The organism is bacterium, from assembly GCA_016703265.1.
Classification (GTDB): Bacteria; Krumholzibacteriota; Krumholzibacteriia; order LZORAL124-64-63; family LZORAL124-64-63; genus CAINDZ01.
The window spans coordinates 39,024-58,455 of sequence record JADJCK010000016.1; the positions used below are offsets into that span (position 1 = coordinate 39,024).

Below are 19,432 nucleotides of genomic sequence, written 5' to 3' on the forward strand. Positions count from 1 at the left end.
CGGCTGAAACATGTCCGTGGTTGAGCGAGCGGGGTGCGGCGTTTATTTGAGCAGCGTCATGGGCTGTGCGGCCTCGACGCCGTCGCCGTGGACGCGCGCGAAGTAGACGCCGGACGGGGCGGGGGCGCCGCCGCCGGTGCCGTCCCAGGAAAATTCATGGCGGCCGGGAGCGAACGGCCGCGCCGCCAGTTCGCGCACCAGGCGGCCACGGACGTCGTGGATGGCCACGGTCAGGAACCGTTCACGGTCGACGGTGAACGCCAGCCGCGTCGAAGGGTTGAACGGATTCGGTTGTGCGGGCTCCAGGTGGACGGCCGCCGATGCCGCGGGCAGGGGCGCCGCCGTGGTGGCGTTGAGTCCGCTGCCGACGGTGATCAGTTGACCGGACACCGTGAGGACATTGCCGTTGCGCGCGAAGCCGGCGCCGCCGAAGCGATCGGCGGCGAATGACCCGAGATGCTCAGGGTCGTCCGCCTGCGAGACATCGTACACGTGACAGCGGTAGTTCCCCTGGACGAAAAGGAGGTTGCCCAAGGTGGTCGCCAGGATCGGGGCGAACCCCAGTGACTGCACCTGCAGCCGCGTTGGAGGACCGGACAGGCGATGGATCTCCATCAGGTCCGTGGCGGTTGCGTTCTGTCCGAAGAGGTAGACGCAGTCGCCGACGACCAGCGGCTGCCACACGGTCCAGAGCGAGGACTGCAGCTCGCCGACAAACTCGGGCCGGTAGTCGTCGTCCAGCTTGTAGAGGCGCGGATCATCGTAGTGATGCGGTGCACCGGTGCCGCACACGAGCCAGCGGCCATCGCTGGAGAAGGCCGAGCGATCGGCAAGCGAACGCACGAACCGGGGTTGATCGGGGTCGCGAACGTCCCAGATGTCCAACCGTGTGTCTTCCAGCCCGTAGTCGATGGTCACCATCCCGCGCGCGTGCAGGGTGGCGGACGCTCCCGTGCCCGGCAACCCGATGCGACCACGGCGCAGGGGAGAGCGCGGATCCGACAGATCCAGCAACTGCACCGTCTCGGGGCCGTCCAACATCAGGCCCAGCCCGTCGACGAACTGCAGCCGGCCGTTCAGCCCGGTCTGGAATGGTTTCTCCAGGCGGGGTCGGGCAGGTTCACTCACGTCGACAGCCATGAGCACCGAGTCGTCCGATCGCAGCTGGGCGATCTGGATCGCTCCTTCACCGGTGATCGTCTGGAAGCGCGGGAGCACCGGATACACCAACGCCGCCGGCGGCTGCGCGTCGGCGGCGGTGCGCGGATAGACATGGAGCCCGCCGTCCGTCGTGACGTGCAGGGTCCGCGCGCCGAGGGCGACATGGCCGGTGTCGAGAGGCAGTACCCAGCCGGCCCGCGGCGCGGTGGGCGTGTCCATGCCGAAGGCGTGCAGCCGGGCATCGCTGCCGGCGGCCAGCAGCAGATCCCCGTCGAGAACCAGCACGCGCCCGGCGGCGTCGGCGCCGGCGTCGGTGAAGAGGCGTTCGCGGGCGGATTCGACAGGTGATCCGGGTTCGGTGCAGTCCCAGGTCACCAGATCCAGGGATGTTCCCGACGTACCGTCCGGCGCCGCCACCAGGCCATGGAGCACGCCGTCGCCACCGACCAGGGCGTCGATGCGACCGTCGATCACCGTCGTGACCAACCCGCGATCGACCGGATGACGCGGATCGGTGACGTCGAGGCGACGCAGGACCGAACCGTGGTCGATGAGGTACATCTCATTGCCGACCACGCTCAGCCACCGCCGGCCGGGATGCTGGCCGACCACGAGGCCTCCCGAGAACGCGGGAGCTGCCGGTTCCGTCAGGTCGTAGGCCAGGATGCCCGTCTCGAGGTCGCAGATCAGGGCGCGCTCGCTGAGCCAGACCGATCGACAGGCCAGACCAGCGGTCACGTGCAGTTCCACCGGTGCAGCGGGGTTGCTGAAGTCGATGACGCCGTAGCCCACCGGATAGAACAACGGATCGGTATTGATCACCACGACAAGACCGTCGTCTGCCACCACGTCCGACCAATGCATCTGCGCGGAGCTGAACGGTTCGCCGTACCAGCGCGGCTGCGCCGGATCCGCGTAGTCACGGACGTAGGCGTCGACGCCGTCGGTTTCGACAACGAGGTCGTCCCACAGCACGTACGGCCTGGCGGTCACTCCGGTGCCCAGGATCGTGAACGGTGGTTCCGCGACGGCACGCAGGGGCAGGGCAAGAAACGCGAAAATGGCGGCAATCGCGGGCATGCTGCGATAGCGAGAGGGCATGGTATTCCTTTCCCAATGCGGTCCGGGACGGCCCGAACTTCCCTGGTTTTCCCCGTTGGGCTGTGGATCAGGGCAGAGGAAAGGGCAGTAGCAGGGATCATGCCCCCGAGGCAATGGGCGTCCGTATCCGCAATCCAAACCCACGCAGCGCGTCCTGCCACTTGCGCCGGCGCAAGTGCGCCGACGCAAGTGCCACGACGAAAAACGCTATTTCACGAGCGTGACGGTCTGCACCGCCTCGATACCCGGGCCATGCAGGCGGACCAGGTAGACGCCGGCGGCAACACCGGTGCCGGTGTTGTCGGTGCCGTCCCAGGTGGCGTTGTGGCGGCCGGCCGTGAAGCGGCCGTGGGCCAGTTCGGTCAGTCGCCGGCCCCGCACGTCGTAAACCGAGAGCGTGAGGTCGCGCTCGGTGTCGACCACGAAGGCGAACTGCGTGGACGGATTGAACGGATTGGGCCAGGCGGGTTCGAACTGCACCGCGGCAAGGGCCACGGGCGGCACCGCCGAAGGCGACAGGCCGTCGTTGCGCATGGTGAGCAGTTGGCCGCCGATGGTGGTCACGTTGCCGTTCATGGCGAAGCCGTTGCCCGCGCTGTTGTGCCAGATGGCGTCGGTGAGCGCCACGGGCGTGCCCAGGTTCGCCAGGTCGAAGACCTGGAAGACCATGTAGCCCTGCACGTAGAGACGGCTGCCGTGCAGATCCAGGCGCTTGGCTGTGAAGGACAACGGCAGGCTGGAGACCAGGATCGGCGCCGACAGATTGCCGAGATCCCAGGCTTCGAGCGTCTTGTCGGTACTGTTGCGCGTCGTCACGGCGTAGAAATGGCCGCGCCAGAAGGTGCCGCAGGTGACCTCGCCGGGATCGGGCAGTGCGCCGACCAGTTGCGGGGCGGTGAGATCGGCAATGTCGTAGAGCCGCACGCCCGCCGCGTTGCCACCCGCGAGCAGGCCGTCGGCGGCGCCCATCAGGATCCGCTCGTTGATGACCGACGCCTGCACCGGATCGGAGAGATCGCTGATGTCCAGCAGTTTGAGACCAAGGTCCGTCATGCGGTTCTCGACCACCACCAGCTCGCGTGACATGAGCCGCAACAGCGATCGACCGTCTTCTCCGCTGATCCAGTCCCGCTCGACCGGTTGTGCCGGATCCGCGAAGTCGACCAGGCGCCCGACACTGGAGGCCGCCATCAGACCGATTCCATCGACGTACTGCAGCTGGCCGCCGCTGCTGTTCATCTGGATCGGGGGGCCCAGGCGTGGGAGGGCGGGTTCGGAGACGTCGACCGTCGCCAGGATGCTCCGGTCCCAATAGTACTGGGCAATCTGCAGCGGTCCCTCGCCGACCACCGTATGCAGCTGCGGCAGCGGTCCGCGATGATTCACCAGCACCGGCGCCACGTTCCAGGCCGTGCGCGCGTAGGTGAACAGGTCGCGGCCCTCGCGCACCAGGATGGCGCTCGGTGTGACGACCAGGCGGCTGCAATCATGGGCCAGCACCCAGCCGGCTTCGGGTTCGGACGGCGTTTCCAGGCCGAAGGCCTGCACCTGTCCATCGGCGGTGGCGGCGACGAGCAGGTCGCCGGAGCGGATCAGCGAGCGGCCGGCGGCGCCCGCACCGACGCTGATCGTCACGCGGTCCACTTCCACCGGAACTGCGGGCACGCCCACATTGCTGGTCACCAGATCGAGGTGCTCATCGACCTGACCGACAGACACGGCGACCAGCGCGTAGATAACACCTGTGCCGGCAGCCAGGGCGTCGATGCGGTCGCCGGCAAGGGCCGGCAGGCCGAGCGTGGCCGGGGTGGCACCGGTCTCGATCTGGTACAGCGTGTTCCCCACAGCGCTGGGCCAGCGCGAGCCGTCGTGCGTCGCCAGGGGGATAAACGCCGTGAACAACGGCGACAGCGGCGCGCTGAAATCATAGGCGACCAGCAGCCCATTCGTGCTTGCGAGCAACTCGCGGCCCCGCATCCACGCCGATTCGTACGGCAGTGTGTTGATCGTGCCGAGGTAGTCCGGCTTCGCAAGGTCATTCACATCGAACAGGCTGAGCCCGATTTCGCCAAAGGGCGCTGGTCCTGTCAGGCCGACGAGCAGGCCGTCGCCGCTCACGAACTCGCGCAGAATGGTGTCCATGGCGTGGCCCATCGTGCTGCCGATGACCGTGGGTGCGTCCGGCTGGCTGAAGTCGCGAATGGTTTCGTAGAGGCTGTCGGATTCGGCGACGATATCGCCGGTGATGGCGAAAGGCGTCCCTGTGAAACCCGATCCGAGCAGGGTGATCCCCGCCGGTTCGGCACGCCCCGTTCCCGCCATGGCAAGGAACAGCGCCAAGGCGCTGCAGATCGCGCCCGATAGTCTGATCATCATGGTGGCTCCCCCGAGCGAGGAAAAGCGTTCTCATGCCGTCTGGGCGATATCGAATCAGTATATGAATAAAGGCTTTCGTTGGGAAACGGGGCCGACCCGCGTGAGGGTGATGTATGAATTAGTTGACAGTGGCTGGATAGTGTCGTATAATTCAGACACAAAGAACAAATAACCCGACACCACCAAGGAGCCGCCCGCCATGTCCAGCCTCTCGTTCCACGAAAAGAGCCTCTGGCTGATGCTGATCAGCCTGGTCGCCGCCTTCGGCGTCTATTTCGCTTCTGCACTGCCCGGCGCCGGCCCCGACGTGCAGCCGCACCAGGTGGCGCTGTTCGCGGTGATGGTGGGCGTGCTGGTGGCCACGCAGGTGGCCGGGCACATCGTCATCGCGCTGGTCGACCGGCGCACCGAGACCGACGAGCGCGACCACCTGATCGAGCTCAAGGGCACGCGCAACGGCGCCTACGTGCTGGCGGCGGGCGTCTTCTTCGCGCTGTGCACGGCGCTCGTGACGCAGGGAAATTTCGTGTTCATGCACGTCCTGCTGGGCTCGTGGGTGGTGGCGCAGATCGTCGAGATCGTCTCGGAACTGGCCCTGCATCGCCGGGGGGCGTGAGCCATGGGCAAGCGCGGCGGCCGACTGACCAACGAGATCCGCTCCCTGCGCTTCCGGCAGGGCGAGATGACGCAGCAGGAACTGGCCGACCTGGTCGGCGTCACGCGCCAGACCATCAACGTGATGGAGGCGAACCGCTACTCCCCGTCGCTGGAAGTGGCGTTCCGCGTGGCGCGCGTGTTCGGCCTGACGGTGGACGAGGTGTTCTGCTACACGGATGAGTGAGGCTGGGCCGGCACACGGGCTGGGCCCACACACTGGCTGGGCCCAACTACTTGCGCCGGCGCAAGTCGGCCGCCGGCCGAAAAAGGCAGCGCCGGCCCGCACATCCGCGCAGGCCGGCGCACTCCCGAGTCATCCCAAGGCAGTCCCGCCTCAGCGCACGATCACCACGCGGCCGGTCAGCTGCTCGCTGCCCACCTGGGCGCGTACGAAGTAGACGCCGCTGGCGGCCGAACGGCCCTGCGCGTCGCGGCCGTCCCAGGCCAGGGCGCGTTCGCCGCCGTCGAGGCTGCCGGAGAACAGGCGCCGCACGCGGGCACCGCGGGCATCGTGGATGTCCACGGTCACATCGGCCCGGCCCGGCAGGGTCAGCAGCAGGCGTGAGCCGTCACTGCCCGCGCCGCCAAGCACGCGCAGGTTCAGCGCGCCGCCAAGATCCACGCCCGCCACGTACGACGATACCGTGAACGACTCGGGTTCCGTCAGCGACGTGCGCAGCACGCCGTTGCCGGCCCAGGCCCGCCACCAGTAGTTGCCGGCGGCCAGCGTCGGCGTGGTCCAGGCGGTCTGGCCGGCGGTCTCGGCCACGTTGTTGACCGTGGCGGCTACGTCGGTGCAGGCCGCATCGCGGTAGAGGCGGAAGCCGTAGTCGGCCGCGCCGCCGCCGGGCACGGCGCTGTTGGCCACCGTCAGGGCGGGCTGCACGCTGACCACCGCGCCGCCGACGGGGCTGAGGGCCACCGGGGGCAGCATCGCGAAGGCCGGAGTGGCGCCCTCGAGCTCCACGTCGTCGATGTACCAGCCGTCATAGGTCAGCGAGACGTCGGTCGTCAGGTAGAACCGCAGCGCCAGGTCCTGGCCGGCGTAGGCGGCCAGGTCGATGGTCACCTGCGTCCAGGTGGACAGCGTGCCGTCGTACTGGGCCACGGTGGTCCAGGGGCCGCCGTTCGCCGAGACCTGCACCTGCGCGAAGTCGTAGGTCGCTTCGGTGGTGTACTTGTGCCAGAAGCGCAGGCGCGAGATGCGGCGCGTGCCGTTCAGCTGCGCGGAGGTGTTGCTGTAGTTGGTGTAGCTGCCGGTGGGCGTGTCGGTCAGCGAGCGCGACGTCGAGTGCGACGTCGACGTGGTGGTGCCCCACGTGCCTGACAGCGTCCAGTTGCCGGTGCCCGACTCGAAGTTGTCGCTGAACACGAGCGAGGGCGAGCCCACCAGGAAGGCCATCGGGAACGTGAGGTCGCCGTCGGGCTGGTGCACGGTCACCTGCAGCTGGACCTGGTGGCCGGACGGGCAGGCCGCGTCGACGGTGAAGGGGATGGGGCTGGCGCCCAGCGTGGCCGTGCCCATGGCCGGCACGTTGCCCACGGTGCGCGACGAGGCCAGCAGCTGCACCCAGGGGTCGTCGGTGCTGACGGTCACCTGGACGTTCAGCGCGCTGGAGGCGACCGACTCGTTCTCGACGGTGAAGTTGAAGGTGCCGTTGCCGCCGGGCACGGCCCCGGTGGCCACCGGCGTGCGCGCCATCAGGCTGGTGCCCGCCGCGCGCATCAGGTACAGGTGCGCGTCCAGGTTCTCGTTGAACTCGATGGAGCGGTTGGACTCGGGCGGCCAGAAACCGTAGCTGCCGATCTCGTTCGACATGCTGAAGATGGCCGGGTGGAACGACGTGGTGCCGTAGAAGGTGTCGAACACGCCGCCATTCACGTCATAGAGAATGGCGCCGGGCCGGCCGTAGTCATAGTTGTTCACGGCGGTCATCTTCTGGGCGATGTGCTGGAAGATGGCGTCATGCGGCGACGGTGTGTTCTGATAGCCCCACGGATACAGCGTCATGCCCGAGTACGTGTGCACCGAATCGTGCGTGATGATCTCGCGCCCGTTCACGAAGTTGATCATCGCCTGCGTCTCGAGCTCGCTGGCGGCCGACGGCCCGCGGTAGGTGATGTCGGACGGGCTCGGGCTGCTGCCGATGTCGTCGTAGCCCCAGTGGTTGGGGTAGTTGCGGTTCAGGTCGACGCCGATCTGGCCGCCCGCCTGGGGCGAGCGGTTCTTGCGCCACATGCCGCCGCCGTTGGGGTCGGTCGTCTCGTTGTAGACGAAGCCGTCGGGGTTCACCACCGGGATCAGGTACAGTTCGCGATTGTCGACCAGCCACTTGATGGAGGGGTCGGTCGCGTAGTTCCTGCACAGGTACTCGGCGAACATGATGGGGAACTCGGCCGCCATGATCTCGCGCGCGTGGTGCGTGCCGTCGATCATCACCTCGGGTTCGTTCTCGTCCACGTCCGGGTTGTCCGACAGGCGATAGGCCCAGATGGAGCGGCCCTGGTACGTGGTGCCGATGGACCACTTCGCGCTGATCACGTTCGGGTACAGCAGGCGCAGGCTGTCCATGAAGGCCACGTTCTCGCTGAACGTGTGGAAGATGCCGAAGCCGACGCCCTTGTCGGGGTACGCGGCCGCCAGTTCCATGTCGCGCTGCATCACTTCCGGCACCAGGCCGGCTGCGCGCAGGATGGCCTCATCGCCCGGCTGCGCCGCGATGTGCGCCTCGACACCAGGCTTCACGAACACGACATCCAGTTCGTTCTGGTGCAGGCGCAGCCACTCGGAGGCGGCGGGATCGGCCAGCGAAACGCGCACCAGGTCATGGCGGGGTTCGGCGGCGAGGGCGGACAGCGAAACGAGCAGGCACAATCCTGCCAGCAACAGGGACAAAGAGGCGACGCATGCCGAACTCCAGATTCGTTGAAGGGCCGAGGCTGCGATCTCACAATTCTACAGGATGGAAGCGGGAACCTCAACGAAAGACAACTCAACGAAAGACAACGCCGCCGGGTGTGGGGACACCCGGCGGCGGCGTGATCAATTCGTGACGATTAGCTAACCGCTTGATCTACTTGGCCGCGTCGACTTCGGCGCAGGTCTTCTTCACCGCAGCCACCGACTTCTTCAGTGCGGCAGCCTCTTCCGGCGTCAGCTTGATCTTGATGATCTTCTCGATGCCGCCGGCACCCAGCAGCGCGGGCACGCCCACGAACAGGCCCTTCACCGAGTACTCGCCCTGCAGGTAGGCGCACACCGGCACGATCTTCTTCTTGTCGTAGGCGATGGCCTCGACCATCTCGAGCGCGCTGACCGCCGGGCTGACGAACGCCGAGCCCGAGCCCAGCAGCTTGACGACTTCGCCGCCCGCGTTGCGCGTGCGGTCCTCGATGGCGTCGAGCTTCTTGGCGGGCACGAACTGTTCGACCGGCAGGCCGTAGATACGGCAGGCGCTGCGGATCGGCACCATCGTGTCGCCGTGGCCGCCCAGCACAACCGCCTCGACGTTTTCCACCGACACGCCCGCGGCCTCGGCCACGAAGAACTTGTAGCGCGCCGAGTCGAGCACGCCGGCCATGCCCATGATGCGCGCGGGATTCGCCTTGGTCTTCTTGAACAGCCGGTAGACGATGGCGTCGAGCGGGTTCGCGATCGAGATGATGAACGCGCCGGGCGCGAACTTGTTGATGCCGTCGGCCACCAGGTCGGTGATCTTCAGGTTGATGGCCAGCAGCTCTTCACGCGAGGGGAAGGTGCCGTCCGGGCGCATCGTGCGGGGCACGCCGGCGGTGTTGATCACGAAATCGCAGCCGGTCAGGATGTCGTAGGTCTTGGCGCCGACGATGTTCACGTCGCTGCCGTAGACCGGCGTGGCCTCGGCGATATCCAGGCACTTGCCCGCCGCCAGGTCCGGACCCTTGACGTCGACCAGGGCAACGTTCCGGGCCAGCCGCCGCGAAACGATTTCGGCCGCGAGCACGCCGCCGATGTTGCCGCCGCCGACGATACCGATTTTGTTGATCATGAGCGCCGTCTCCTTGCAGGATGAGGGGCCTTGCGGGGCGAAACAGGAGCGCCCCGGCCAGAGTTGTCAGCACATTAACACCCATCCCGATCCCATTCCAGCGGTTTCGGGCCGCAAGCGCCGTTTTGGTGCAGCCCCGGGCCGTTGTCGACCGATAAGGAGAATCATGTCCGACCAGCCAGGCAACCGTTGGGATGAGCGCTATGACCACGAGCGCTACTACTACGGCGAAGAGCCCAACGCCTTCATCGCCACCCACCTGCCCACCCTGCCGAAGGGTACGGCCCTGTTCCTGGGAGAGGGCGAGGGGCGCAACGCCGTCTACGCCGCCGGGCTGGGTCACCGCGTGCTGGCCGTCGACAGCAGCGAGGTCGGCCGCCGCAAGGCGCTGGCGCTGGCCGCGGCCCGCAACGTGACGCTGGACTACCGCTGCGCCGACGTGCTGGCCGACGACTGGTCGACCGATCCCTGGAACAACCGTCCCTGGAGTCTGGTGGTGCTGTGCTTCGCCCACCTGGCCCCGGCCGACGCGATCGCCATGCACGCGCGCGTCGCCGAGGCGCTGGCGCCAGGCGGCACGCTGCTGCTCAGCTCGTTCAGCAAGGCCCAGCTGGGCCGCACGTCGGGCGGCCCGCCGCGCCTGGAATGGCTGCACGACCTGGAGGAGTTGCGCGCGCAGTTCCCGGGCCTGGCCTGGGACCAGGCCGTCGAGCACGAAGTCGACCTGTCCGAGGGCAGCGGCCACCGCGGCGCCGCCATGGTGATCGAGATGATCGGGCGCAAGACGAAGGAAGCCTGGTCGGGCGGCGGCTGGGGCAAGGGCGGCTGGTCGAAGGGGAATTGGGACAACGCCAGCAGGAACTGACGGCAGCTACGCCCGAACATCCCGCGCACCGCCAGCTTCGACCAGTCCTCGAACGAGCCGCCGTCCGGCCCGGCGCCGTCATCCAGCAGGGCCGGCAGCTCGCGGGCATTGATCCAGCGCGCCTGGTGCGGCTCGGCCTGGGCGCTGACCAGCCGGATCAGCTCGTCGTCACTGCCGGGCAGCGCATCGAGCGCCACGCGGTAGACCACGCCGAAGTGCACGCTGGAAACATCGTGTGCATCGGAATTGATGTAGCCGGCCAGCCGCAGCGCACCGGCCCCCGGCTCCAGGCCGGTCTCTTCCTGCATCTCGCGCAGCGCGGTGGCCTCGAGCAACGCGGCCGAGCGCCGCGCGCCCGCACCCGAATCCTCGGGCTCGATGTGCCCGCCGAACCCGACCGACCACAGGCCGCCCAGCCGCGCCTCGGTGTGCTTCGTGCGCCGCTGGTAGCAGAGCACGCGCGTTGCGGCACCCTCGCCGCGCGTGAGCACGAGATAGGGGATGACCTGCTTGAAATGGGAGCACTGCTCCATGTAGTCGCGCTCGGCAAAGAACAGGCGGCCGGCCACAGCCTCGAGGTCGATGGCGCCCGGCGGCAGGAAACCCTGCGGGCTCAGGCCCGGGAACAGGTGGCAGCGTTCGACAACGAGGATGACGCGCATGGGCGGGCTCTGTCCTTTGGCGGTCGCGGGGTGTGTCGGGTCGGGCTCGAGGCGGGGGGAAAGTAACACTTCGGCCGGCGGTGGCGCACGGGCAAATATGGGGGGCGCCGGGTGGGCGCTCTCTCTTCACACCCCTGCGCGGCCGGGTGGGCGCTCTCTCTTCACAGCTGTGCGCCGCCGGTTGGTTGACCTATCAACGAATTTGGCGGCCCCAATAGGCCCCTGACCGGCCGTCAATTGGTTGATAGATCAACCAACCGGCGGCGCAGAGATGTGAAGAGAGAGCCCGCCCCACACTGCGTGACACGCCGCGCCAACTCCTCACTAATCGTCCAACGAGTCCCCGGGCCGACGCGGACCCCGCGTGATGCGGCGGATGAACGCCGCGGGCGCTGCCCGCGCAACGAGCGCGGCCAGCAGAGCGGGCGGCGGCAGCCATCGGGGCTCGCCGCCGCCCGTTCCATCACCTGTCCACGATTCTGCCCGCGGCACTACCCGCGAGCCAGCCCCCGCTCAGGCCATCATCGCCAGCAGGCTGCCGGTGGCCTCTTCGTCGCGCTCGCCGAACAGCGCCGCCAGGTCGAAGCCGCCCGAGCCGCCTGCGGCCATCATCTGCGGCGGCGGACCCTGCGGCGGCCCGGACGGCCGCCGCGCCTCGAACTCCTCGAAGCTCACGGCGCCATCGCTGTCGCCATCGAGCTCTGCGAACATGTCCTCGGCGGCGGGCTGGTCGCCGTCGCCGCGCGAAGGCATCGATTCGGACATCGCCTGCATCTCGGCGAGCGTCACCTTGCCGTCTCCGTCGGTGTCGATGCTGTTGAACATCTCCTTGGGGTCGGGCGGCGCCGGCCGCGTGGACGTGGAAGACAGGGACAGCATCGAACTGTTCCCGCTGATCGAAGAGATCATGGTCACCCCTTCCAGGCCGTCAGTGGAATGGTGATCCCGCCGATGCGGCGATCGCGCCGCGCGCGGACGGCTGGCGCGTCGCGGCGCCCAGCGGCAGCAATCGGTGTTCCGCGGCCGGTAACGGGTCGGTATCAGGCGGAAGGCGGCAGCAAGAGGTAGCCCTCGCCGCGCACGGCGCGGATCCAGCGCGGCGCGCGCGAATCGTCACCCAGCTTGCGGCGCAGGCGTGTCACGCGCAGGTCCAGCGAGCGGTCGCCGGCAGCGCAGGTGCGGCCGTGGAGTTCGAGCGAGAGTTCGTCGCGGGTCACCACGCTTCCGCGGCGGCGGTGCAGGACAGCCAGAAGCTCGAACTCGCCGTCGGTCAGCGCCAGGTGGCGGCCGTCGACCACGGCGTGACGATGCGCCGCATCGAGCGCAAGGTCGCCCGCGGGCATCGCCGCGCGCAACGGTCGCTGCATGGCGCGCAGCTGCGCGGACAGTCGGCGCGGATCCGGCGGCCACGAGACCACCGCGTCGGCGCCCTGCTCCAGCGCCGTCACCTCGAGCGCAGCTTCCGGTCCGCGCGCCACGGCGCAGAGGAGCAGGCCGGGCAGTTCACGTCGGGCCGCCCGGCACCAGTCGAGCGCCGTGCCGGGCTCCGGACCGAGGTCGAGCACGACCAGCGCCCCGCCGTGGCGCACGCGATCGGGCAGCGTCGCGCAGGTGGCCGGCCGCTTCTCGGCGGCGACGGCCCCGAAGCCGGCCAGCGCCAGCGCCGCAGCCAGGTCGCGGCGGGTCTCGGCATCATTGCTCAGGACGATGATCGGCAGCATGGTCGGGTCGCAGTCCTCTTCCGGGGTCGGGCGTGCGGTCACGCAACGCGCGCCGTGGCCGGTTCCAGCGGCGAAAAATACAGCTCCGCATCACGGACACGTGACAATTTGATCTTTCGATTGCATTACGGACGCGCCTCGTCTAGAATCTCCCGGCCAATCCAACACCCTGCACCGGAGGAACACCGATGATGCGTTCGCTCATGATGATCATGGCCCTGTGCCTGCTGGCCGCCGCGAGCCTGGGCGCCGAACAGCCGCGCGAGCAGATCAAGCTCGAGAACCCGACCCTGTCGCTGCTGCCCATGTCGCCCCCGCCGGGCGCGACCTGCGAGGTCGGCAACCCCGACGACCCCTACTGGACCTACGGCAACTGGATCATGGGCGGCGAGACCTACGCCTACCTGATCAACCCGCCCGCCGAGGGCTGCACCTGCGGCGCCGGCTTCAAGCTCGACCGCGTCTACATGATGATGCAGTTCGGCCCCGAGGACGCCCCCGTCACCTTCGACGCCTACGCCGGCCTGGCCGAGGCGGTGTGGGACCCGTCGCGCAGCGCCTACGTGCCCGGCCCCGAGTACTGCACCTCGCCCACCTGGTCGATCTCGGCCAGCGCGGCCGGCCTCTACGACATCTATGTCGACATGGCCGACGCCTGCCCGTGCGCGGCGACCACCGAGCCCTACTTCATCACCTTCCACCTGCCCAACGGCTTCGCCTGGTGGCCGTCGGCGCTGGAGGACAACGATCCGCAGACCGGCATCAGCTGGTACAACAGCGGCTTCGGCTGGTCCGACCTGGTCGGCGATTTCGGCTGGTGGGGCAACAACATCATGCACGCCGACGTGACATGCTGCGAGAACCCGGTCTCCCAGGAGAAGGCGACCTGGGGCGATGTGAAGTCGCTCTGGCGCTAACGCTCCTGCTCTTGCGAGGGGCGGGCGCTCTCTCTTCACACTTCGGCGCCACCGGTTGGTTGACCTATCAACGAATCCGGTGGCGCCAATCGGCCCCTGGCCGGCCGCCATTTGGTTGATACGTCAACCAACCGGCGACGCGAAGGTGTGAAGAGAGAGCCCGCCCCTCACTTCGTTACACGTTTCGCCCATCCCTCACTTCGTAACACGGTTGGCCCTTCCTTCACTTGGTAACACGGTTGACCCGCCCCTCAATTCGCAACTCGGCGCGCCCGCACCCCACCGCCGCTAGTCGTCCTTCAGCGAGTCCCCGGGCCGACGCGGTCCCCGCGTGACATAACGAATGAACGCCTTCGCCGTCACATCGAGGTTGGCGTCGAGGCGTTTGAGAAACGCGCGCAGCTGCTGGAGCTCGTCGGCGCTGAAACCGGCGACGAGCCGCATCTCCGGTGACGCGAAGTCCGGGCTGAACACCCGCGCCGCAATCGCGCCCGACCGGGTCGGAAACAATTCCGAGAATCGCCTGTCGCGGGTGCCGCGCCGGCGCTCGACGAATCCGTTGCGCACCAGCCGATTCACCGCGCGCGAGGCCGCCGCCTTGTCGATGGCAAGCCGCTCGGCCACGGCCGCCGGGCAGATGCCGGGCGCCGCAACCACCAGTTCCAGGAGCTGGTGCTGCGTCGGGCCGATGGCCAGGTCGTCGAGTTCGCGGGATTCCTGGGTGGCAAACTTGCGGGCAAGCTTCACCAGAAGGTCGCCGAGGGGCCTGGCGGGGCGGGACCGGTAAGGCCTGGGTGCGCACGATACTCTCTCGGCGGTTGGTTGACCTGTCATCCAATTGTGGAGCCCGAAACGGGCCATTGGCGTGCCACAATCGGTTGATACGTCAACCATCAGCAAAAAAAGAACATCGACAACAGAGATCTCGCCACGAATAACCGCTTATCGTCACCCGAGGCAGTCGGCACGGCCGGCGAAGTTACCGCGAGGCGTCACCGCACACACAGCAGCGGCGCCCCTCGCCAGCGGCCCTACGGCAGGAACCTCTCCACATGCGCCAGCTTCTGCGGCAAATACTCGTCGATCACGTAGTTGAGCCCGTGCTTGGCCAAAGCCTGCTGCTCGGCGCGGACGCCCATGCGGATGATCTGTTCGAAGGCCTGTGACCATTCCTTGTAGTGCAAAATGAAGGGATCGTTCTTCAGGGCGTCTTTCGCGCGCTTGATGTCGACGTCCTTCAGCGGGTGCGTGGGCAGCTGGTAATCGATGATGTCCTGCGGGGTGATGCCCAGCAGGTGCGCCTGCGGCACGCAGAAGTACTCGTTCAGGTGGGCGGCGTTGCCGGAGCCCACTTTCAGCGTGCGGTAGATGTTGGTGAAGCCGTAGGGGTCGCCGTCGACGAAGACGTAGACCGGCAGGCCGTAGCTGTCGGCCAGGCGGCGCACGAAGCGGCGGCAGGCGCGGGTGGGCACGCCGCCCATCGAGATCAGGATGCAGCGCGCGTTCTTCCAGTAGTTGTGCTTGACCAGGCGCTGGAACATGCCGGCGGTCTCGATGCAGAGGATGAACGTGGCGTCGGTCTCGAACTTCAGGTGTTCGACCGAGATGGGGATGGAGTAGGCGCCGCTGCCGAAGCGCGTGCAGTCGATGCGCAGTTCCTCGCCGGTGTCGCGGTCGTGGTCGATGACCACGAGCTGGCCGGCCACGTCGCCGCCCTTTTCCTCGGGGACGAAGCCGAGCTGTTCGCGGTTGACCGCGAAGAAGGCCTCGACGTCTTCCATCACCGTGTCGGACTCGGGCTGTTCCTTGAAGCGCGCCTCTGCCCAGTTCTTGCTGACGTAGTACGCTTCTCGCTTGGTGGCGATGTCGTCGGTCTCGATGAGTTCCTTGGACAGCGCCATCATCTTCAGCGTCTGGGCGAAGGTCTTGACCGTGTTGACGGTCAGCGTGCGTTCCTTCTGCTTGCCCTTGAGCTTGAAGAAGCCGGTCTTGGCGTTGTAGTCGACGTTGGCCAGCGAACGCAGCGGGAACTTCATCATCGGCTTCTGGCCGAGCAGGATCTTGTCCTTGATGACGGCCGACTCGCTGCGGATGCGCCTTGATACGGGCGTGAACGACAGCTTCTTCTCGGCCGCGCCGGCCTCGGGCTTCCGCTTGCGGCGCGGCGGGCCGCCGGCGCGGGAGAGGGCCAGGTCGTCGTGACCGTCGTCGTCGTCGGGGGCGTCCACCAAGTCGTCCACCAAGTCGTCGTCGCCCGCGGCCGCGAACCTGGCGTCCTCGTCCTCGGCGCGCACGATGCGGCGCCCGAGCGGCCGGCCGAAGCCCAGTTCGCCCTGCGAAGCCGGGTCGTCGGAGGCGGCGCCGGAGCCGGCAGGCTTTTTCGTCGTCGTCTTCTTGTTTGTGGGCTTCTTGCGATCGGCCACGTCGGCGTCCTTCCTAGAGCTTGCGGCTGCGCTCGAGGGTGTCGGTCAGGGTGGCGACGACTTCCGCGCGCTCGGCGTCGGAGATCAGCAGGATCGACTGCAGCGCGTCGCCGATGTGCGGGATGTACTTCTGGATGTAGTTCTGCTTCTTCAGCGCGTCCTTCTCGCGGGCGCGCCGGCGGATGTGCGAGCCCAGCTGGCGGCCCGCCTCCTGCAGCGCGAGGCGGATCTCCTTGATGATCTCCGGGTAGTGCGCCACGGCTTCCTTGCTCTCGGAAGTGAACGGCACCCACACCGAGGCCATGTGCACGAGGATCACCAGCGGCCCGGTGGGCAGCGCGCCCTTGCTCTGCTGCAGGCCGTAGCCGCGCCAGTTGCTGGTGAGCACCGCCTTGTGCACGGCGCAGGCCGAGGCCTGGTAGAGCAGCGGCACGCGGTTCGCGAAGCGCAGCACCTTGGCCAGTTCGTCGCCCGGCAACTGGCCGCCGTAGGCCAGGCCCACCTCGATCTGGAACGGGTTGCCGCGGTACACCGAGGCGGGCCGCGTCACCGAGGTGTAGAAGTCGGCCGCCACGCCGCTCTTGAGGCCGGCCATGACCAGGTCCTCGCCGATGGGCGAGAGGCAGTCGGTGGGCGGCGAGGCGATCTTCGTGCTGGCGATGGCGTCGATCAGCTTCTGGATATCTTCCTGCTGCAGCTTGCCCGGGGCCTTGCGTTCGGGCAGGCCGGCGGTCTCCAGGATCTGCTCGGCGGTCTTGGGCCCCACGCGGCAGAATTCGTCGCGCAGGAACGCGTCCATGGTCTTGCTGTGCGAGTCCTGCAGCATGCGCCCGAGGATGCCCAGCTCCACGCCGTACGGGTGCGGCTTGATCTCGATGGCGGCCGGCGGCAGCTCGCTGGTGGAGTTGCCGTAGATGATGACCTCGCCCCGCGGATCCTTGTACGTCAGGTGCAGGTGCGGGTTGGCGATGGCCGTCTGCTCGAGGTAGTTGTCGACCGAGTGCTGCCCGCGCTTGTAGCTGCCGGTCAGCATGATCTCGATGCGCGTGCCGTGGTCCTTCTCCCAGATCGTCTCCTCGTCGGAGAGGATGCGCGGCTCGTTCTTCTTCATGTCCATCATCAGCTTGATGCGGTGCGCAGGCGCGCCCTTGCCGGTGCAGCTGTAGATGGTGACGGGCTCGCCGGTCGTCAGCTGCCCGTACATGCCCGCGGCCGAGATGCCGATGCCCTGCTGCCCGCGGCTCTGCTTCAGGCTGTGGAACTTGGACCCGTAGAGCAGCTTGCCGAAGATGCGCGGGATCTGCGCGCGCACGATGCCCGGCCCGTTGTCCTCGACGATGATGCGGTAGCGCTCGTCACGGCTGGTGCCGTTGCCCGACGCCTGGTCGTTCTTCCCGCCCTTGACGTTCTCGTCGAGGCTGGCCAGCTCGAGCCCCAGGTTCACCGGCCGGTCGGGCCGGATCTCCACATACAGCACCGGCACGATGCCGCCCTCTTCGCAGGCGTCGAGGCTGTTGTCGACCGCCTCCTTGATGGCGGTCAGCAGCGCCCGCGCGGGCGAGTCGAAGCCCAGCAGGTGGCGGTTCTTGGTGAAGAACTCGCTGATGGAGATCTCGCGCTGCTTGCCGGCCATCTCTTGCGCGTCGGCCGAGGCGGCGGATTTGCGGCGGGGGCGGCCATGCCGGGTCCTTCCGGGGTGGGGCGGTTCCTTCAGGTGCCTGATGCCGGGCATTCATGAGTCCGCGCAAGACTAGGGGCGCAGAGGGCGCAGGTCAACCGGCGAAAAGATCGCGAAGGTAGATGGAAGTGGGGCGCCCGCCGCGAAACTTGCTGCCTGCGGGGAAACTTGCGCCGGCGCAAGTCGTTGCGGCACCAATGATGGAAATTCCGCGGCTCCCAGCCTGCTGGCGCGCTGGGACCATAAATTTATCCGAACGGGAAAATTCCTTGAAGTCGGGGCCGATTCAGCTGATAATGTTCCCGAACGGGAAACATCGGAGGAGCGCCCCATGCACCAGACATCCCGCCCGGTGGACATCACCGATGCCTCTGCTCTCGGACTCGCCATCCGTGCGCGGCGCAAGCGTGATGGCCTGACCCTTGCCGAAACGGCCGGGCTGACCAATGTGGGCATCCGCTTTCTTTCGGAGCTGGAAAACGGAAAGCCGACGGTGCGCCTTGATAAGCTCCTGAAGGTGGTCGCGGCCCTGGGCCTCCGCCTGCAGATCGTGACCCACTCGACGGCGGAGCAGACATGGAAGCGTTGAACGTCACCTGGGACGGCGCCCTGGTGGGCCATCTCGAAACCGGCCCCGGGCGAGACATGACCTTCCGCTATGCGTCAGCCTGGCTGTCGTCGCCGCAGGCCCGCGCCATCTCGCTGTCATTGCCGCTCGGGGAAGAACCGTTTGTGGGCGCCGTGCCCGGCGCGTGGTTCGCCAATCTGCTGCCCGAGGGCGACGTGCGCGCCCATGTGGCGCGGAAGCTGGGCGTGTCGGAGAGGAATGAATTCGCCCTGCTCGGCGGTGTGGGGGGCGATTGCGCCGGCGCCCTGCGGCTGCTGCCCGAGGCGGCGCCGGCCGACGAGGAAGCGGGGCTGACGCCGCTGGCCTGTGCCGAACTCGAAGCGAAGATCGCCTCGACTCCCAGGCCGTCCCTGTTGGCCCTGGTCTTCGGGGACCGGGAACTGCGGTTGTCGCTGGCCGGGGCGCAGGACAAGCTGCCGGTGCATCTGGCTGGAGATGTCCTGTCGCTGCCGACCGGTGCCTCTGCGAGCACGCACCTGCTGAAGATCGCCGGCAGCGAATTCCCCGACCTGGTCCAGAACGAACTGTTCTGCCTGACGCTCGCCCGCGAAGTGGGGTTGGATGTGCCCCCGGCGAGGATGGCGGCCACGAAGACGCCGATCCTGGTGGCAAGTCGCTACGACCGTCGCGTGACGGCCGCCGGCGTCGTGCAGCGCATCCACCAGGAGGATTTCTGCCAGGCGCTGGGCCTGCCGTCGGAGTCGAAGTACGAGAATGAAGGCGGTCCTTCGCTGTCGCAGCTTTTCGGCGTCATTGCACGCGGCAGCCACTCACCGCTGCCCGACAAGCGTGACCTGCTGGGCTGGGTCCTGTTCAACATGATCATCGGCAATGCCGACGCCCACGCGAAGAACCTGTCCCTGCTGTACGATGTCGACGAAGAGTCGCGGCCCCGCCTGGCGCCGTTCTACGACCTGGTGTGCACGGCGGTCTACGGCCAGCTCTCGGACAAGCATGCGCAGAAGATCGGCGGCGAATACCGCTGGCGTCACACCAGTCGGCGCCATTGGGAGCGCCTGGCGGCCGACATCGACGTCAATTCGAACTTCCTGTGCGCCACGGGGCTCGAACTGTGCGAGCGGGTCGAGGCGCGCGCGGCCGACCTGGCGCGGGAAATCGGCCGCGAGCATGCAGGCAGCGCAACGCTGGAGCGCATTGTCCGCGTCATCGAGCAGCGCGGACAACGCCTGCAATCGGTATTCGCCGACTGAGCCC

Annotated in this window: 15 protein-coding genes and 1 pseudogene; 6 read left to right on the top strand and 10 right to left on the bottom strand. The window is 67.6% G+C overall.

All coding sequences use genetic code 11. The annotated features are described in order from the left end of the window. Positions 1-42 precede the first annotated feature (42 nt). Together IPG61_19875 and IPG61_19880 are read right to left on the bottom strand one after the other, a co-directional pair. Positions 43-2,262, bottom strand: a complete 2,220-nt coding sequence (locus tag IPG61_19875) for a hypothetical protein (protein MBK6736278.1) — start codon at positions 2,260-2,262, stop codon at positions 43-45. 207 nt (positions 2,263-2,469) lie between these two features. Beyond that, a complete protein-coding gene (locus IPG61_19880; protein ID MBK6736279.1) occupies positions 2,470-4,638 on the bottom strand; it encodes a hypothetical protein in 2,169 nt (722 codons plus the stop codon). 199 nt (positions 4,639-4,837) lie between these two features. Here IPG61_19880 and IPG61_19885 point away from each other — a divergent pair, with 199 nt between their 5' ends. After that, a complete protein-coding gene (locus IPG61_19885) occupies positions 4,838-5,254 on the top strand; it encodes a hypothetical protein (GenBank protein ID MBK6736280.1) in 417 nt (138 codons plus the stop codon). Positions 5,255-5,257: 3 nt separating this feature from the next. Beyond that, positions 5,258-5,479: a helix-turn-helix transcriptional regulator gene (locus tag IPG61_19890; GenBank protein MBK6736281.1), complete on the top strand. Its 222-nt coding sequence runs from the start codon at positions 5,258-5,260 to the stop codon at positions 5,477-5,479. 150 nt (positions 5,480-5,629) lie between these two features. On the opposite strand, the gene IPG61_19895 is transcribed toward IPG61_19890, so the two are convergent. Together IPG61_19895 and IPG61_19900 are read right to left on the bottom strand one after the other, a co-directional pair. Then, positions 5,630-8,191: an immune inhibitor A gene (locus IPG61_19895; GenBank protein MBK6736282.1), complete on the bottom strand. Its 2,562-nt coding sequence runs from the start codon at positions 8,189-8,191 to the stop codon at positions 5,630-5,632. A gap of 178 nt (positions 8,192-8,369) precedes the next feature. Continuing rightward, positions 8,370-9,323, bottom strand: a complete 954-nt coding sequence (locus IPG61_19900; protein ID MBK6736283.1) for a malate dehydrogenase — start codon at positions 9,321-9,323, stop codon at positions 8,370-8,372. Between the two features lie 166 nt (positions 9,324-9,489). On the opposite strand from IPG61_19900, the gene IPG61_19905 reads away from it, so the two are divergent. Beyond that, positions 9,490-10,188 (top strand): methyltransferase domain-containing protein, encoded by a 699-nt coding sequence (locus IPG61_19905; GenBank protein MBK6736284.1) that lies wholly within the window; start codon positions 9,490-9,492, stop codon positions 10,186-10,188. Between the two features lie 86 nt (positions 10,189-10,274). On the opposite strand, the pseudogene IPG61_19910 reads toward IPG61_19905, so the two are convergent. From IPG61_19910 to IPG61_19920, 3 genes and pseudogenes are all read right to left on the bottom strand, one after another. Further along, a pseudogene (locus IPG61_19910) lies at positions 10,275-10,850 on the bottom strand (NUDIX domain-containing protein). Positions 10,851-11,363: 513 nt separating this feature from the next. After that, positions 11,364-11,759 carry an EF-hand domain-containing protein gene (locus IPG61_19915; protein MBK6736285.1) on the bottom strand — a complete coding sequence of 132 codons (396 nt, stop codon included), beginning with the start codon at positions 11,757-11,759 and terminating at the stop codon, positions 11,364-11,366. Between the two features lie 131 nt (positions 11,760-11,890). Beyond that, a complete protein-coding gene (locus tag IPG61_19920) occupies positions 11,891-12,613 on the bottom strand; it encodes a response regulator transcription factor (GenBank protein ID MBK6736286.1) in 723 nt (240 codons plus the stop codon). A 146-nt stretch (positions 12,614-12,759) separates the two neighbouring features. Here IPG61_19920 and IPG61_19925 point away from each other — a divergent pair, with 146 nt between their 5' ends. Further along, entirely contained in the window at positions 12,760-13,488 is a 729-nt protein-coding gene (locus IPG61_19925) for a hypothetical protein (protein ID MBK6736287.1), read from the top strand. Between the two features lie 288 nt (positions 13,489-13,776). Here IPG61_19925 and IPG61_19930 read toward each other — a convergent pair whose 3' ends face one another. The 3 genes from IPG61_19930 to IPG61_19940 all read right to left on the bottom strand — a co-directional run bounded on the left by IPG61_19930 (position 13,777) and on the right by IPG61_19940 (position 17,544). Further along, positions 13,777-14,235 carry a MarR family transcriptional regulator gene (locus tag IPG61_19930; GenBank protein MBK6736288.1) on the bottom strand — a complete coding sequence of 153 codons (459 nt, stop codon included), beginning with the start codon at positions 14,233-14,235 and terminating at the stop codon, positions 13,777-13,779. Between the two features lie 284 nt (positions 14,236-14,519). Continuing rightward, on the bottom strand, positions 14,520-15,527 hold the full coding sequence (locus IPG61_19935; GenBank protein MBK6736289.1) for a DNA topoisomerase IV subunit A: 1,008 nt from the start codon (positions 15,525-15,527) through the stop codon (positions 14,520-14,522). A gap of 397 nt (positions 15,528-15,924) precedes the next feature. Further along, positions 15,925-17,544, bottom strand: a complete 1,620-nt coding sequence (locus tag IPG61_19940) for a DNA topoisomerase VI subunit B (protein MBK6736290.1) — start codon at positions 17,542-17,544, stop codon at positions 15,925-15,927. A gap of 376 nt (positions 17,545-17,920) precedes the next feature. Between IPG61_19940 and IPG61_19945 the strand changes: the two genes are divergently transcribed. Then, positions 17,921-18,178, top strand: coding sequence for a helix-turn-helix transcriptional regulator (locus tag IPG61_19945; GenBank protein ID MBK6736291.1), 258 nt, complete (start codon positions 17,921-17,923; stop codon positions 18,176-18,178). Further along, a complete protein-coding gene (locus tag IPG61_19950) occupies positions 18,166-19,428 on the top strand; it encodes a type II toxin-antitoxin system HipA family toxin (protein ID MBK6736292.1) in 1,263 nt (420 codons plus the stop codon). Before IPG61_19945 ends, IPG61_19950 begins: the two co-directional genes overlap by 13 nt. The last annotated feature ends 4 nt before the right edge of the window (positions 19,429-19,432 follow it).